At 33.7% G+C, this 14745-nt stretch carries 9 protein-coding genes; all 9 read right to left on the minus strand.

The window, feature by feature from the left end; genetic code table 11:
- Positions 1–152: 152 nt before the first annotated feature.
- Entirely contained in the window at positions 153–1817 is a 1665-nt protein-coding gene (locus IAQ59_RS21025; protein ID WP_209332829.1) for a DUF262 domain-containing protein, read from the minus strand.
- 50 nt (positions 1818–1867) lie between these two features.
- The gene (locus IAQ59_RS21030) at positions 1868–2047 is read right to left on the minus strand and encodes a hypothetical protein (protein WP_209332830.1); all 180 of its coding nucleotides are present in this window, start codon (positions 2045–2047) and stop codon (positions 1868–1870) included.
- 191 nt (positions 2048–2238) lie between these two features.
- Positions 2239–4122, minus strand: a complete 1884-nt coding sequence (locus IAQ59_RS21035) for a UvrD-helicase domain-containing protein (RefSeq protein WP_209332831.1) — start codon at positions 4120–4122, stop codon at positions 2239–2241.
- Positions 4115–6271: an ATP-dependent nuclease gene (locus IAQ59_RS21040; protein WP_209332832.1), complete on the minus strand. Its 2157-nt coding sequence runs from the start codon at positions 6269–6271 to the stop codon at positions 4115–4117. Before IAQ59_RS21040 ends, IAQ59_RS21035 begins: the two co-directional genes overlap by 8 nt.
- Complete coding sequence (locus tag IAQ59_RS21045) at positions 6271–7878, minus strand: Eco57I restriction-modification methylase domain-containing protein (RefSeq protein WP_209332833.1); 1608 nt, start codon at positions 7876–7878, stop codon at positions 6271–6273. Before IAQ59_RS21045 ends, IAQ59_RS21040 begins: the two co-directional genes overlap by 1 nt.
- Complete coding sequence (locus IAQ59_RS21050) at positions 7865–10852, minus strand: Eco57I restriction-modification methylase domain-containing protein (protein ID WP_209332834.1); 2988 nt, start codon at positions 10850–10852, stop codon at positions 7865–7867. Before IAQ59_RS21050 ends, IAQ59_RS21045 begins: the two co-directional genes overlap by 14 nt.
- A complete protein-coding gene (locus tag IAQ59_RS21055) occupies positions 10849–11175 on the minus strand; it encodes a helix-turn-helix domain-containing protein (RefSeq protein ID WP_245189764.1) in 327 nt (108 codons plus the stop codon). The genes IAQ59_RS21050 and IAQ59_RS21055 overlap by 4 nt, the downstream gene beginning before the upstream one ends.
- A 412-nt stretch (positions 11176–11587) precedes the next feature.
- Positions 11588–13453 carry a DUF262 domain-containing protein gene (locus IAQ59_RS21060; protein ID WP_209332835.1) on the minus strand — a complete coding sequence of 622 codons (1866 nt, stop codon included), beginning with the start codon at positions 13451–13453 and terminating at the stop codon, positions 11588–11590.
- Between the two features lie 202 nt (positions 13454–13655).
- The gene (locus IAQ59_RS21065; RefSeq protein ID WP_209332836.1) at positions 13656–14207 is read right to left on the minus strand and encodes an AEC family transporter; all 552 of its coding nucleotides are present in this window, start codon (positions 14205–14207) and stop codon (positions 13656–13658) included.
- Positions 14208–14745 lie beyond the last annotated feature (538 nt).

Consider the following 14745-nt stretch of genomic DNA (forward strand, 5'->3'; position numbering starts at 1 on the left):
TACGAATCTATGCTTTCCTATTACCTCAAATCGCAACCTACAATCCAGTGAACCGCCGGATACGAGACCCGTACGTCCGGTGGTGTGAGAGGCGCACCTCGCTAACCTAACGGTTGGCGGGGCCGTCTACTCGATTGTGCCTTCGTGCTTCTTTATTCCACAGTTTCAGGTTCAACTTCTTCAATGTCTTCATATACTTCTAAGTTCTTCTGGGTTTCTTGCTGTATAATGAATTTGTTAAGTGCCTTTGCAATTCTTTTCAGTCTATTGTTATAAAATGTTTCGTAGTCGTTTTCCCATATTCCGTCTTTTTCAATGTCAATCAAATGAGTTTTCATTGTTTGAACTAAATCTTCGTTCTCTTTCCGGAATGTTTTCATGTAAACAGCTGGTGATTTAGTTTTTATTGTTCTCTTATTCAGGAAGTCATCTACTATGGTAATGTTTACGATATGGTTTACATAGAAATACTCCCAATCCTTATAATTTTTCTTTAACCAAGATTTTGGAAAATAATGGTGATAATTCTTACTTGAAGCAATTTTTAGCCAACTATTATCCATTATTACATTGAGGTTATTGTCAAATGATTTCGGTGACTGTTTCGAGAGCAAGCATAGAATTGCTTTTATAAAAGCCTTTCCTGTACTAAACCAACCATTATTTTCAACAAACTCTTCATCTATATTTACTGCCCATTCATATTTTGGCAATTCTCCTTTTACAATTTTTTCGATTTTTTCGATGTCTTGAGCTAATTTACTTTCGACTCCTGATGAATAACGGAAGCCTAAAGAGGCACGCCAAAAGAAATCTTCAAGTCGTTTTTTGATTTCTCCTGTTGGATTTTTCTCGTGCAAGAAAAAGTAATAAGAAAATGGAACAATTAAGGCATTATAAGGCAAAATACGACTTACAGATATCCCATAACTTCTAAAAAAGTCAACACTTTGTTTTATGCAATTGGTCGCTTCATCCCAAATTCCTATGAATTTTTCTTTATCCAACTTTAGTATTTGTTTTCTTGTACAGTCCTTTTCTAAGAGTATTGCAATTACTTGAAGCACTGTCGCAGATGGAATTGTATCATATTGGGATGTAGCTAATTCTTCTGTTAGTTCATCATATTTTTCAGCCAAGTCAAATTTCTTATTAGAGTCATATGTTTTGGCAACCATTATTTCAAACAAAGTCAAAGCTTTTCCACCTACATTCAATCGGGTGAAAACTTCTGTTGCCACGTCAATAGGGGCATTTTTTAAGTTTATTACTGAAAATGTATACGATTGAATTATCTTTTTATATTTTTCAATTGTCTTGTGATATTCTGATGGGTATGCAGCAAGTAAAGTCAAACTACCTTCCATCAAGTCTGTAACTCTTATGAATGTCCGCTCTGCTAATTTTGATGGGTCTGTTATTATTATTTCTTGGTCATCTTGCGCATTGAAGTCAACATACATTTCTGAATAATCAGATTCTCTACCTTCTTCATCAGTAATTTTCAAACCCTTTAAAGTCGCAAAAAGGGATGTAAGCCTTTGCTGTCCGTCTAATACATAATTGATATATTCTCCGTCTTTAGGTTCAGGCAATTCGATGTTTCCAAGATTTCTAACGGCTCTTAGCCTTTCATTCGTGCGCCAATAGATAAAGGTTCCAATGGGATAACCTTTAATAATACTGTCTAAAAGTTTTGCAGAAGATTTAATGTCCCAAACAAATTTTCTTTGAAACTGTGGAATTTTGACCTGTCCTGTTTCGATTTCGCTTATCAGGTCAGAGTATTTTACTGGTATATTTTCTAATGATGTCATGTTTTATATTTTGTATTCGTGTCGTCTTTTAGCATGAGGCACAACGTTTCTCAGCTATACGCAGGCAGGGATTTTACCACTGAACTTCCTACGAAGAACTGAACTTTAAATTTACCACTTTCCTGTCCTATGAAGCACGAAACCCCTGCTTGCGTATAGGTGATGTTGTAAGCTGGCCTTCTGTCCTCCGTCAGTATCAAGTCGTGGTATGTCCGTGTTTTATTGGTCATTTATCTTGTCTTATTTTCGTCTGTTTGGCGTGTGTGTCGGCTGTTTTAAAAATTTTAGAGGAAGGGATTTTAAAAAATAATTTCCTTCGGGTGGCAAAGGTGGAAGCTCTTTTGCAATTTTTGGTCTGTGCGTTGGCTCGTGCGAATTGCAAATGTGCTTACACCTGTGAGTTGGAATCTATTTATTTTCATTATTCGATTACTTTTACTTCATCCTCAGTAAACCAATTATAGTTAACTACATTACGTTTCAATTCTTTTGGAGAATCTGAATAACATACAATTGCTAAACTTTCTTTTGCTCGCCTACAAGCGACATAAAATAACCTTGTTGTCTTATCTATTCCTGTTTCTTTACCCTCTTCCATATTCTTTTTGTCGTTGGCAGATAAAGGTTTTAATCCAAATACTTTATCATAACTAAACATTCTACCTCTAGATTCTTCGTCATCTATAATTACCATTACACGCTCAAACTCTAATCCTTTAACTCCTTGATGTGTGCCAAATTTTGATTTTTCATTGATGTACTCACTGTACTTAATAATTTCAGAGAAACTGGCTTTAATTGCTTCATCCCAAGCTAATAAAACTTCATCATCTTCCGTTGTTTCATCATCTTCAAAAATTTCGTCAGTATCAACACCTATCCTTTGAGAAACTAATTTAAGTGTAGATGTAACTTTAAATAAATTAGTCTCTTGTATTTTTATAAGAATCTCTGACAAAGTAGGATTATTGCCTTCATTCCATAAGGATAGAAACGCATTAACTTTGTCACTTGTAGAGTGTAAAACATCTAATTTATTTTCTTCGTTCTGTAATGCTCGTTTATTGACTAAATGAGAATGTTGCTTAACAATATTAGCAATCTCGAATTTGTTGCTTTTTAAGTGTGCGTTATATAACGGTAAAATGATTTTTGTAAATAAATTGATAGAAGCCGAAGAACCATCTAGTAAACTAGTTTTAAGTTTATCAACTGCATAAAGAGGGTCAAAAAAAGTAGAAAACCCCATTCTTCGTGCAGCCATATGGTGTTCAAGAGTTAATGTCATTACATCAGACACATCACCAATCCATTTTTCATCTAAGGTTTCTTCTTTCATTTCCTGACGAATCTGCTCTTCTATTTTAAATTTATCTTGTGAGCGAGAAACAGCAAAAAATCTAACAATTCCCCCAGTATTTTCAAGTCGTGGGAATTGTTCCTGACTGTCTATATCCTTTCTTATCTTGTTTATTAAATCAATTATTCTTGATTTTGAACGGTGATTCATTTTTTTTGCTGGTTTGATCCAACGATCAGGCAAGCCCATTCCTAAGTTTTCTTTGCCGTCTGGATAAATTCTTTGCATTGTATCCCCAAACAAACCCAAAGTGAACTTTCCATCATTTTGGCTTTCAAGTTCAAAAAGAGCCTCTATCAACTCTTTTTTAGTATCCTGACTTTCGTCTATAAGCACAATAGGAAATCTATTTATTAAAATTTGCTTGAACAATTCCTTTGACTTAATGAAATCAGCTGCAATTGCTATAACCTCACTATGATTCAAAGAATCTTTAGTAATATTATCTCCATTTGGGTTGTAAATAAACTTCTGAATGATTTCAAGTGCTTCAAGTCTCTTTTTTTTAGACTCTATTTTTTGAGCTCTACTAATTGAAGTTTTGTTATTCAGATCTCTACTTCTTGATTGTTGTTCTTCCAGTTCCAAAATTTCAGAATTTAAATTTTGTGCTATCCAAGCCTTTATATCAAATGTGAAGTTTTTAATTAATTCCCAGCAGAAACTATGAATTGTGCTGATGTTGAAGATTGAACTGTATTCTAATCTATGAGAAATTTCATCAGCGGCTGCATTGGTATATGTAATTATAGCAATCCTTTTATTTTTTAATTTTAAATCGCTTCCATAGTCCTTTTTAAATTTTTTCAAAACATTAACAAGAGTTTTTGTTTTTCCTGATCCTGCACCAGCAAAAAGAAAAAAGCTTTTTGGGGAAGTTGGCTTGATACTTTCAAAAATCAACTCATCAACAGGTGCGTCTATGTTATTAGTATAATCAGTCATTGGTATTGATAATTAAACCTTGTTTGCTTCCTTTTAATTGTTCTTCAATCCAATCTAATCCTTCTTTAATGTAAGATGGAGTTTTTATCTTTTTGGGATCTTCAAAATATAAAACATCTAAAGCAAATTCTGCTTTTTTAGCCTGTTTGTCATTGATGATAGTATATGCTTCTTTTGCTAATTCTGCCAAATCAGTTTTATTTGAAACTTCGACCATTTTTTTCAAAAGTCCAGTAGAATCAGCCAAAGTTTTAAAAATTTCCCTATTCTCAATAACCAACGCATCCTCAAATGTGTAAGGATGAACTATTATTTTTCCACTATCATTTCCTATTTCGATTGCTGTTTGATATGCAACCCTAATTGGCAAATCTTTTTTTACCTTATCATCAAAGTTCAAGTTTAATAAGTCGTCTAAAGGTTCTATTTTAGGATGCCAACTCTTTAGTGTATCATTATTGGTTTTATAACCTTTATCTAATTGTGGCTGGCATTTCTTGTTGTCAATAGGGTTAATAGAATCAAGGTCAGTAATCACCAAACAAATCAATTCTAATCTTTCTATAAGAGGTCTCAGTCTGTGGGCGTGACTGCCCCCAATTTCTAAAATTGTAACGTAGCAATTGTCCAATAAACAATTCTCATTCTTGATAAAATGTGGTAATAATATCCTTTCTGCTGGACCTTCAACAAGAATAACGGCATCTGCAAAAAATATGTCATTGTGCGTAGTGTTAAGATACCGAATTACAAATTTTTCTGTTTCTTTCTCTTTTTCGCCAAATACCGATTTCAAACTAATAACTTCTGATGTCGGCAAAGCGTTAGAATTATTTCTTTTGAAATACCTTAAACTTTCAAATTTTTGATGAGCAATGTAACTTGAATGTGTACTTATTATTAATTGAGTAGTAAATTCTTTTTTGTCTTTGAGATTTTCTGAATTTCGTAATACATCATAAGCCTTTTTAATAAAAACCTGTTGAACTTGAGCGTGTAAATGTGCCTCGGGTTCTTCAATTAGAACCAAATGTAATGGCTCAATAATATCTTCTTCTGTAATCGCATTTTTTCCAACCCTCATCCATTTATCTCTAAATAATATTAACTTGTAAATAATTGAAATTAGATTTTGGTAGCCTAATCCATTATACTTTTCAGGTAGTGATAATTCTTTGTCAATTAAATACTTTACCGCAGATTCGTGTTGAAGACCATCAGAAGTTGAAACATCAGTAGATAATTGAATTTTTGGATTTCCAAAGCCTGGATAATTTAAGTCTTCTAATTCCAATAAAGATGGCTGAAATCTTTTATTGAGGTTTTCGTTGAAAGTATTTTTGGCTTTGTCAATTGACTCTAAAGCATCAAAATCTTCTTCATTAGGTTCCAATTCAGGATCTAGGTGTTCATTATAGTATTTTCTTAATTGAGAGGATAGGTTTTTATTGTTGTCTGTGGCTTCTGAATTGGCATCACTAAATCCTCTTTGAGCATTAATTACGTCAATTTTTACAAGCCCCTTTAAAACATCTCCATCTACTGCAATATTGTTTTCCGCTAACTCTTGTTTTTCATTAGGTCTTTCGGGGTCGAGTAGATATGTTCTTATTGTAAAATGAGTATTTAGTTTTCTTTCGCAAAAATTCCAAAACGATTTTGGCCATAGTTTAAAATCTTTACCTTTCTCTTGAGATAGTTTATTTGACTTATTATAATGTGATAAGAATTCTTGTATTAAACCATCCATATCTTTGGGTTCAAATCTTAATCTGACCCCTAATAATCCTCCATTCCAATCTAAGGTTGGTATTATATGGCTTACGTAATGAAGCTCTGAATTATTAACTTGAATCCATAAATCCAATATAGGTAAATATGGCTCTAAGAGTTTTACAGACTTTTGTTCTTCTTTAAGCTCTGTAGCTTTAATCCAATCCTCACCAATTTCATTTAGGTTTTTCCAATTAGAAAGGGTAAAATCCTGCGTTTTGAAACTCTTAGTTTTAAGAAAGGTTATTAAAGCATCCATAGCGGTTGTTTTTCCGCTATTATTTGCTCCTACAAAAATTGTTTCTTTTTCTGAAAAATCAATCTGACAAGAGTGAAGCTTTCTGAAATTTTGAATTTGAATGGATTTAATTCTCATTATTTATTCCTATTTAATCTCCTTGACGAAAGCTTCTTCCAAATACTATCCGCAAGTTTTATTTCTTTATCCGTAAATCCGTAACCGTCTTTCAAAATCTGCTTGTTGGTGATTTTCAAAATTTCATTAATGCTTTTTTTCTCTCGCATCATTTTGTCAATGGTGGCAAGTAAATCTGCATTGTCGGTTTGGTAAGGGAGCAGTATTTTTCCTGCTTCGCTTGGCATCAATTCCAAAACGCCACCGCCATAACTACGACCAACAATTTCGGAAAAAGCCAAAGACAATGAATTGTAAAAACTGGCTATGAAAGCGTTTTTATCCGTGTCTTTTTTCATAAACACACGGTGCATTGTGTCAGTTGTGTATGCGTTTGCTTCGTTTAGGATTAAACGAGGGTAGAGATTGTTTCTACGAATAAACAAAGCATCAGAAAGTTTGATGGAAGGAATGACAAACCAATCATCACGAATGCCTGTTTTGTAGCCTTTGTTAACGCCCATTGATTCACCCATACGAATGTATGAGTTCGCCCCTTTGTGTCCGTTGATTTTTTCTTTGGCTGGAAATACCAATAAATGTGCTTTTGCTTTGGTTTGTCTGTTTAGCTTCCAATCCTTTTCCGTGAAAATTACGCTGTTTACCTGAACGCTTCTGCCAACCATTGGCTTTGCATATTCTTTCAGGTCGTAGGCTTCTACAACGGGTAAAGGAACAGTGAAATAATCATTTGCTCCTGTAGTAATGCCAACTTCTACACTGGCATAATTACTAATTGTAGGAACTTTACGTTTTTTGGCAATCTGTTCTAAAAAGTCAATTTCTTCTTGTTCCAAAAAGTAGTAAGTCCATTTATTTGACTTGAAATCTATTTTTTTGGAAGGACTTTTCAGGATGTTTACATCCAATGTTGAAAGGTCGGAAGCGTCTTTTAATTCAAGGTGTTCAATTAAATGTGAATCACTTCCGTTTTTCTCACAAAGCAACAAAACAACTTCTTGTTGAATGTCAGGAAATACCAACTTCTCAAAAGAGATAATATTGATTTTGTTGTAGAAATGAGCCAAAAACTCACGGAGTTGTTGGGCATAAGAAACTTGCAATAATTCCGCTGGAATTACAAAACCAATCTTTCCTTTTTCTTTGAGCAACAAACTTGAACCAACTACAAAAGAAACCCAAGCATTGGTCAGTTTGGAATATTTTAGTTTAGCTCGATTGAAAACTTTGATGGCTTCATTTTGCTGTTCTTCCTGAAAGTATTGATAACGAATGTAAGGAGGATTCCCTACCACTAAATCAAATTTTTCTGTGGTTTCATTACAGTACAAATGAAAATCGGTATTAATTATATTCTTTTTATTGAGTTTAATCTTTTCCGCTTTTTCGGCTTCCACTTCATCAAACTCAATAGCTGTTACCGATTTGAATTTGTGATTGTTCTCTTTCAATTGTTCAAGGAAAACACCGTCCCCACAACTTGGTTCTAGAATTTCATAGTCTGAACTTCCATTGATGCCCCATTTCAAAATGAATGCTGCAATTGGCTCGGGTGTGTAAAATCCACCTCTCAATTTCTCGGCTGTTGCGTTCTTAATTAGCTTCATACAATTCTTTGATTAATGGGATTAATGAATCTTCACTACCTAAATCGTATAGTTTAGCTAATTGCCTTTCTAGGTTGGCTTTCTCTCTTACAAATTGTCCTTGCAAGGGAGTTAAAGCTCGTTTGTTTCCTGCGTTTGCATCTATTTGGACATAAATGCGGATTAATTCTTTTTGAGTTTCTACGATTTTGTCGTGAAGTGTTTTTTGTTTTGTGTCTGAAAAATCAATCTTTCTGATAGGTAGATTTTTCAAAACTTTTGTTCCTCTCGCTATGTAACCACCTCTGAAAACTTCGCCATACAAAGCACTGAACCACTCCAAATATTTAGAGTTTAGAATAGCTTGAATGTAGTAAATAGAATAATCACAAGTATCTGGTATAGCTATTATACAATATCCTGCTGTTCCTCCTGATGATACTATCGTTTTGTTCTTATCAATAGGGTACTTTTCTCCCGTTGATAATACACCTACAACTATTTTTTCTTTGGCTTCCCAACTATCTAAATGTTGACTTCTGCCAAACTTAAACCAATCATCTTTATTGATTGGAGGACTTACATCTCTAGTTTTTATTTCTTTTTCATAGTATTTGAAATAGCTATGTGCTAAAGGAAATTTATTACTAAGTTCCGTTTCAATAATTACATCAACCTTTCCATTTTGCTTTTTATAAGGAAAAATGACAAAGGAATTTGGACTTAAAAAATTATACGTATTGAATTTCTCTTTAAGTTTTTTACTGGAGGGCGTTTTGTAATATGGGCGAACAATGTCCTTTTCAATTTTCCATTTTTTACCCTTAATTTCAAAATAAACAAATGAATTATCTATTTTATCTGGGGTTATTATGTAAAGTGGGTTTTTACTGGTTTGGATTCCATTGGTAATATTTTTCTCTCCAAGTAAATTTTCAAGTGTGGAAGATTGTGAAATGATTTTCTTAAATACAGGCTTCAGTTCACTAGGAATTAGCACCCAAACTTCACTATCCAAGGTTTTTGTTTCTTGAATTTCATATTTCACGGCATTTGGTTCTCTTACTATCCAACTTTTTAAACTTTTCACTTCTCCATATTGGAAAGTCTTTTGAGGTTTCTTATTCAGAATTAGCAAACAAGTGTAGGTTGTTTTATCTGCAAAAACTTGATTTGCACCAAATGAAACGATGGAGTGTAAATATTCTTTGTCTGCGAGTAATTCACGAAGTTTTTTACCTGCTCCAACTTTCGTAAACTTGCTGGGAACGATATAGCCTAATATTCCATCATCAGCCAACAAATTGATTCCTTGTTCAAGGAAAAGGAAATATTTGTCAAACTGCTTGTAAGCAGAATTGTAATTGGTTTTATAAAGTGGTAATTCAAGTGGAGTAATATTTTTCATATCCTCCGACTTCATATAAGGCGGATTGCCCACAATGACATCAAAACGGAGTTTTGAAAAATCAAACGGATTGATAATTACTTGGTCTTTCTTATTCGTTACTTGCTTCGGGTTCAACAAACTGTTTCCAAAGAAAACATTTTGTGAAAGATCGGGTAAAACAGGTTTTGTTTTGTTGGTTGAATTTACATCTTCACCTTCAAGCAATTTGAGAAGCAAACCAAATTTGGCTGCTTCAACTGCATTATAATCTTTATCAACTCCGTAAATACAATTCAATAAAAGTTGTCGCTTAATTTCAAAGGGCAGTTTGTAGGTGTTGATATTCGTTTGAATGAGCTTTGTTTTATCATTTTTCAGGTAGTAGTCAATCAAAATGTCATTGAGCAATTGAAAAAGTTCCAATAAAAACGCACCTGAACCGCAAGAAATATCAGCGAATTTCAGCTTTAGAATTTCTTTATCCGTTTTTCCTTCACTTTTTTTCAAAACGGTATTTCTTAAAATGTCGCTGATGATAAAAGTCGGTGTGGTGATAATATCACGGTCAATATTTTCAGGTTTCTTGACTAAAATAACAGCACCGCTTTGTACGGTCAATTTCTCTGAAAGGAAGATTTCATAAATGCTTCCTAACACATCAGAAGAAAAAACGCTGAATGAATAGGGGCTTTCAGGATAATACAATTGTTTGATAATTGTCCAAAATACAGAACTGATATTTTCTACAATCTTATCTTTTAGCAATTGGTCAAAAAGCCCTGAATTATAGCGTTTGTCGGCTTGTTCAAACTTTTTGATTAAGGCACTGAAATCATTTGTATTGGCAAATTTCAAAAGGGTTTGATAATCCTCTAAATTTCTATCCTCACAAACACGAAGAAAAATAATTCGGTTGATGTAGCTTTGAACAATATCATTAAGTTGTTGCTCATCAATTTCCGGTTCGTGTTTGTAAATTTCAGCACCAAGAACTTTTCTCCATTCGTTTATTTGGTTTAGGAATAAATTGTCAATAGAATATTGATTGATTTTGCTTTCAATTTCTTTCCATTCCGTTTCAAATGATCCTGAATAAACTGATTTCTTTCCTAAAAGCTGTTTGATTTCTTCAAACTTGCTTTCGTATTCAGTATAATGGTATTTTTTTACAAGTGCTCTTTGAAAGTTGTCATCTTTCTCAACCTTCACAGAAGTGTCGTAAATGATTAAGTATTCAAAGTTTGAAAGAACAGAAATTTTCAACTTTGCCGTAAATCCATATCGTCTGACTTGCTTTGCAGTGTCGTTGTTTGACTCAATAGATACACAAGGTTTCTTGGCTTCCAAAAAATATTTTCTTTCAGAAAAAAGTCGGAAAGTATAATCAGGTTTTTTGGAATGTTCGGAAGCGTTTGCTTTCAATGCTTCTTCCAAAATTACTTCTCTTTCGTTGGTCGGTTTACCTGCATTGTTTTTAATGTCCCAACCAAGCAACTCGAAAAACGGGTCTAAGAAATCACTGCGAAGCAGTGTTTCATTATACTTGCTTGTCAAGTAATAATCCCTGTCGGCTGTATATTTTTCTATGAGTTGCTTTATTGTCATTTCCTCTTATTCGCTTTAATATATTTGGCTCTTTCCTCTGCTACTTTCAGTGCTTCTATTCCCAAATCTTCATCCTGAATTTCATACAAAATCTTATCGCTTAGGAATGAAACCAAAAGTTCATCTGGGTTGTAATCGTATATGTCGGCAAGTTTCAGAACCACTTCTTTTGTGATTTTCCGCTCTCCACGCTCCATTTTGCTCAAAATCGCCACATCAATGTCTAGCAAAGCAGCAACTTTCCGCAATGGAAGTTCCTTTTCTTCTCTAATGTGTCTTAGCTTTTCGCCTATTGTTTCTGTTGACATAACTTCTGTTGACATAATGTGTCAAAAGTAGAAAAAGATTTTTGATTTGTCTTCATTTATTTCAAATTATTTTCAACATTCTTGTCGAGCGTAGGGAAATTGGCTCTTTTGCAAAACTTGGGTCGTGTGTTGGCTTGTGCGGTTTTGCAAATGTGCCAATGTGCGGTTGGCTAAAATTATTTTTTAAAATGTGCGGTGGGAAAAATTTTTAAAACATTCGGGTCGGATTATGTGTCGGCAAAGTCAGTCCGTAAGTTTTAATTAAGATGTCAAAGTTCGATTTTCAGATGTCTGTTTTTTAGTTGCACGGTCGTTCTCTAGGCTTGCTTACAACGGGTTGCGGCTATGGCAAGTGCGGGATTTCAAGGCACTTACCTTTCCGTTTAGCGATTAGTTTATTTTGTGTAATTACTTTCATTTTAGCACTTTAACCCGCATTTGCTATAGCCGATGTTGGCAGCTGGTGATTTTCGTCAGTCACTTTGTCGAAAATGAATTTCACAATTCTTTCAACGGCTTTGTTTGTCGCTGCGTCAATGTCGTCTTTAGTCCAAATTTCTTTTGGGTAATTTGTAAGAGCCACGGCAATTGAATACCTACTGTCTTTATAGCCCGATTTATTGTTAATGGAAGTCTGTTTTTTAGTCTTAAACCATTCGTTTCCGATTGATTTGTTTATCTTTTCTTCGAGTAGTATTTTGTTTCCAAGTTTATTGACTATTGTTGAGAACTCGTCTTTGTCTGTTATTCCTGCGTCTTCTCGTATAGTCGAAATGTTGTTGCCACTTGCTGGCATTATGTGCTCAATATTGACATTATCGGCAAAGTCAAATTTCACATCTTTATTTTGAGCGTATAAGTATTCATTAATGTAAACAAGTAGATTTTTGTCGTATGCAGAAACCGATTCCGCAATATCTTGTTCAGTCCAATTTTTACTAATATGGTCATTGAAGCTGTTTTTAATAGTCTCAATAGGAATAGTTTTGTCAACCAATTTTATGTTTTCGCCAAACAAAAATGTTTTGAACTTGGAACTTGAATAGCCAACATCAACTAATTCCAATACTGTAAATAGTCTTAACAAGCATTGACATATATCTAAAACTGTAGATTCTGAAATGTCATCTGTTTCATATCGGAACAAGTAACTTGATAAATACAGTTTAGCATTTTCGTTGCATTTTAAAAGCAATTTGACAATTGGATAATCCTTTATCTTATCCCAAATTCTGGTAATTTTATATAAATTATCACACAGTTTTATTGGGTCATTTAAAAGCTCTTTTCTTATGTCTGTATAATATCGTCTTAATCCGGGTGTTGTTACATCGACAGAAGAGTCTTTGATATATTCTTTATTTACGGCACGATTGATATACATAAACTGTTGTAATACCGCATCAACATTTACAATTTTTCGGGTATTAAGTTCATTGGACAGTTTGTTTATATTTTCCCATTGCTCGTTAAATTCTTGTTTATTAGTTCCCGCATTAGAATAAAGTTGGGCAGAAATAATGTCGGCATCCGAAAGTGGCATCCCTGTGGAATTAAGGGAGTTGAACATCGTTATTGCTTGTTCAATTTGCCAACTGCGAATTTCTATAACCTGACATTTTTCCAAGAACACCTTTGCAAATTGGTTTAGTTGTGAATCGGATTTTTCACCCAATTTGTTGTAGAAGAATTTGAAATTGCGAAAATGGTTTGTGTATTTATTGTCTTTTTGCTTGCGTGGGATTTTGTGAACACTTTGCTCGGATGTTTGAAAATCAACAGCTTCTATAATTTTCTTCACTTCATCCAAATAGAGTTCATTGATTGATTTATTGTCTAAAATCAAAATGTTTTGAGTTTTAGAAACGTCTTTGAGCATTGAAGGAATTTCTTCGTCTTCGGCTTTGTACAAAATTGCCATTATTTTGTTTCTATTTGCTTTAAGCCCAAATTTTAGCGATTCTGAATCTTCCTCGTTTGGTATGTTTTTGATTACGTTGTTTAATCTAATCAACAATGCTTTTAGTAAAAGCAAAAAAGTTGTGGTTCGCTGTTGTCCATCAATTAAGCTAAACTTGTTTGAATCTGAGCAGTCCACGATGATTGTACCAAAAAAATATGGGTCGCTTGCATCTGAAGAAATAAAAGCTTCTATGTCTTGCCATAGTTTATCACATTGAGTTATGTCCCAAGAATATCCCCGCTGATATTCAGGTATTACAAAGTTTTCCGCTTTATCTAATTTTAGGTATCCGCTAATCAGTTTTAGTGTCGGTTCAATGTTTTTCGCCATTTTCTATTCTGTATTTTCTATTTGTTTAAGTCGTTCACTCTATTTCTGTGTTGTCCGCTTCACTTGCTGCCAACGGGATTCAGCTTGGAGACGGCGGGCATTCGGAGCCGTTCCCTTCCGGCCTACTCCTAACTTTTTAAAGATAGTGAACTTTTTATTTACTCTAAACCGCCCGCTGGATCCAAGGTGATGTTAGGGCACGTTACTTTTTCTTGTACACAATTTCAAAACACCCCAAACAGCTTTCATAAGTAGAATTATATGGAATTAACTTTGTTTCTCTCACAATTAAATCATAATTATAATTGCATTGATTGCAATCAAAACTTTCTATTTTAAGTGTGTCGTTTTTTAGCAGATACTTTCCTTCATAGTCTTTAAATCCACCAAGTCCTGACCTTCTTACTCGGTATTTGTCGTTTTCAAAAATTTTTATGTTCCAAGATGACCTCTCTTCATTTAAATGAGCTTCAAGAATTATCCCTTTTTCCATTTTTTCGGGTAGAAATGGAATGGTTAAGAAACCCAGTAAAAGGAATGAGTTGTAGTAATTGAGGGGTTTTGGAATTTTTTTAAAGTTCAATAAAAGATTTCCAATGATAACCATTAGAATTATAGGGTAGGTAATAATCCATAGAATTCCAAAATTTTTAAATCCGCTTTCAGAACCAAAATAGCGGATCACCATATAAGTAAGTATTATTGAAAATACTACTCTGAAAATTATATAAATATGGTTTGGTGTTAATTTCATAATTCTTCCTGATAAATTAGGTAAAAGTAGTTGTAAATACCTGGTGCTTGATTTAGAGGAATTTAGTTTGTGAATTGATTTAAATTTTTCATTTTTTTATGCTACACAGTCCTGCGACCAAACTTGGAATACAAAGAGGGATTGAATAATATAAAATCAATTTATTATCCAGTATCAAGTAAATGGATATTGTTATTATTAGAATTCCTAAAATGGGCAGTAACAAATATTTAGGAGACGTTCGTTTTTTTAAAACAAGAACTCCAATTAGAACAACATGTCCAATTAAAAGTCCATTTGCTATTAATCCAGTTGCCAACAATCCTGTTCTGATACTGTACGAAAAACTCACGATTGCTAAAAATATAATTAGCCAAAAAATCCATGTATTCTTAAATAAAAATTCTTTTGTTTGTGTAAGTGTCGTATTCATTTCCTATATACTGCTGGTCTGTTTCTTTAAATGTGCCCTAACGGTTTGCCGGTCGAGTAGGCAAGCGCATTTCAGCCCAAGCCTCTCACAGAACCGTACGTGAAC

Source organism: Lunatimonas salinarum, from assembly GCF_017811155.1.
GTDB classification, from domain to species: domain Bacteria; phylum Bacteroidota; class Bacteroidia; order Cytophagales; family Cyclobacteriaceae; genus Lunatimonas; species Lunatimonas salinarum.

Excerpts from the sequence above, each read along its gene's own strand:
- IAQ59_RS21025 (WP_209332829.1), bottom strand. The coding sequence starts at position 1,817 with ATGACATCATTAGAAAATATACCAGTAAAATACTCTGACCTGATAAGC.
- IAQ59_RS21030 (WP_209332830.1), bottom strand. The coding sequence starts at position 2,047 with ATGACCAATAAAACACGGACATACCACGACTTGATACTGACGGAGGAC.
- IAQ59_RS21035 (WP_209332831.1), bottom strand. The coding sequence starts at position 4,122 with ATGACTGATTATACTAATAACATAGACGCACCTGTTGATGAGTTGATT.
- IAQ59_RS21040 (WP_209332832.1), bottom strand. The coding sequence starts at position 6,271 with ATGAGAATTAAATCCATTCAAATTCAAAATTTCAGAAAGCTTCACTCT.
- IAQ59_RS21045 (WP_209332833.1), bottom strand. The coding sequence starts at position 7,878 with ATGAAGCTAATTAAGAACGCAACAGCCGAGAAATTGAGAGGTGGATTT.
- IAQ59_RS21050 (WP_209332834.1), bottom strand. The coding sequence starts at position 10,852 with ATGACAATAAAGCAACTCATAGAAAAATATACAGCCGACAGGGATTAT.
- IAQ59_RS21055 (WP_245189764.1), bottom strand. The coding sequence starts at position 11,175 with ATGTCAACAGAAGTTATGTCAACAGAAACAATAGGCGAAAAGCTAAGA.
- IAQ59_RS21060 (WP_209332835.1), bottom strand. The coding sequence starts at position 13,453 with ATGGCGAAAAACATTGAACCGACACTAAAACTGATTAGCGGATACCTA.
- IAQ59_RS21065 (WP_209332836.1), bottom strand. The coding sequence starts at position 14,207 with ATGAAATTAACACCAAACCATATTTATATAATTTTCAGAGTAGTATTT.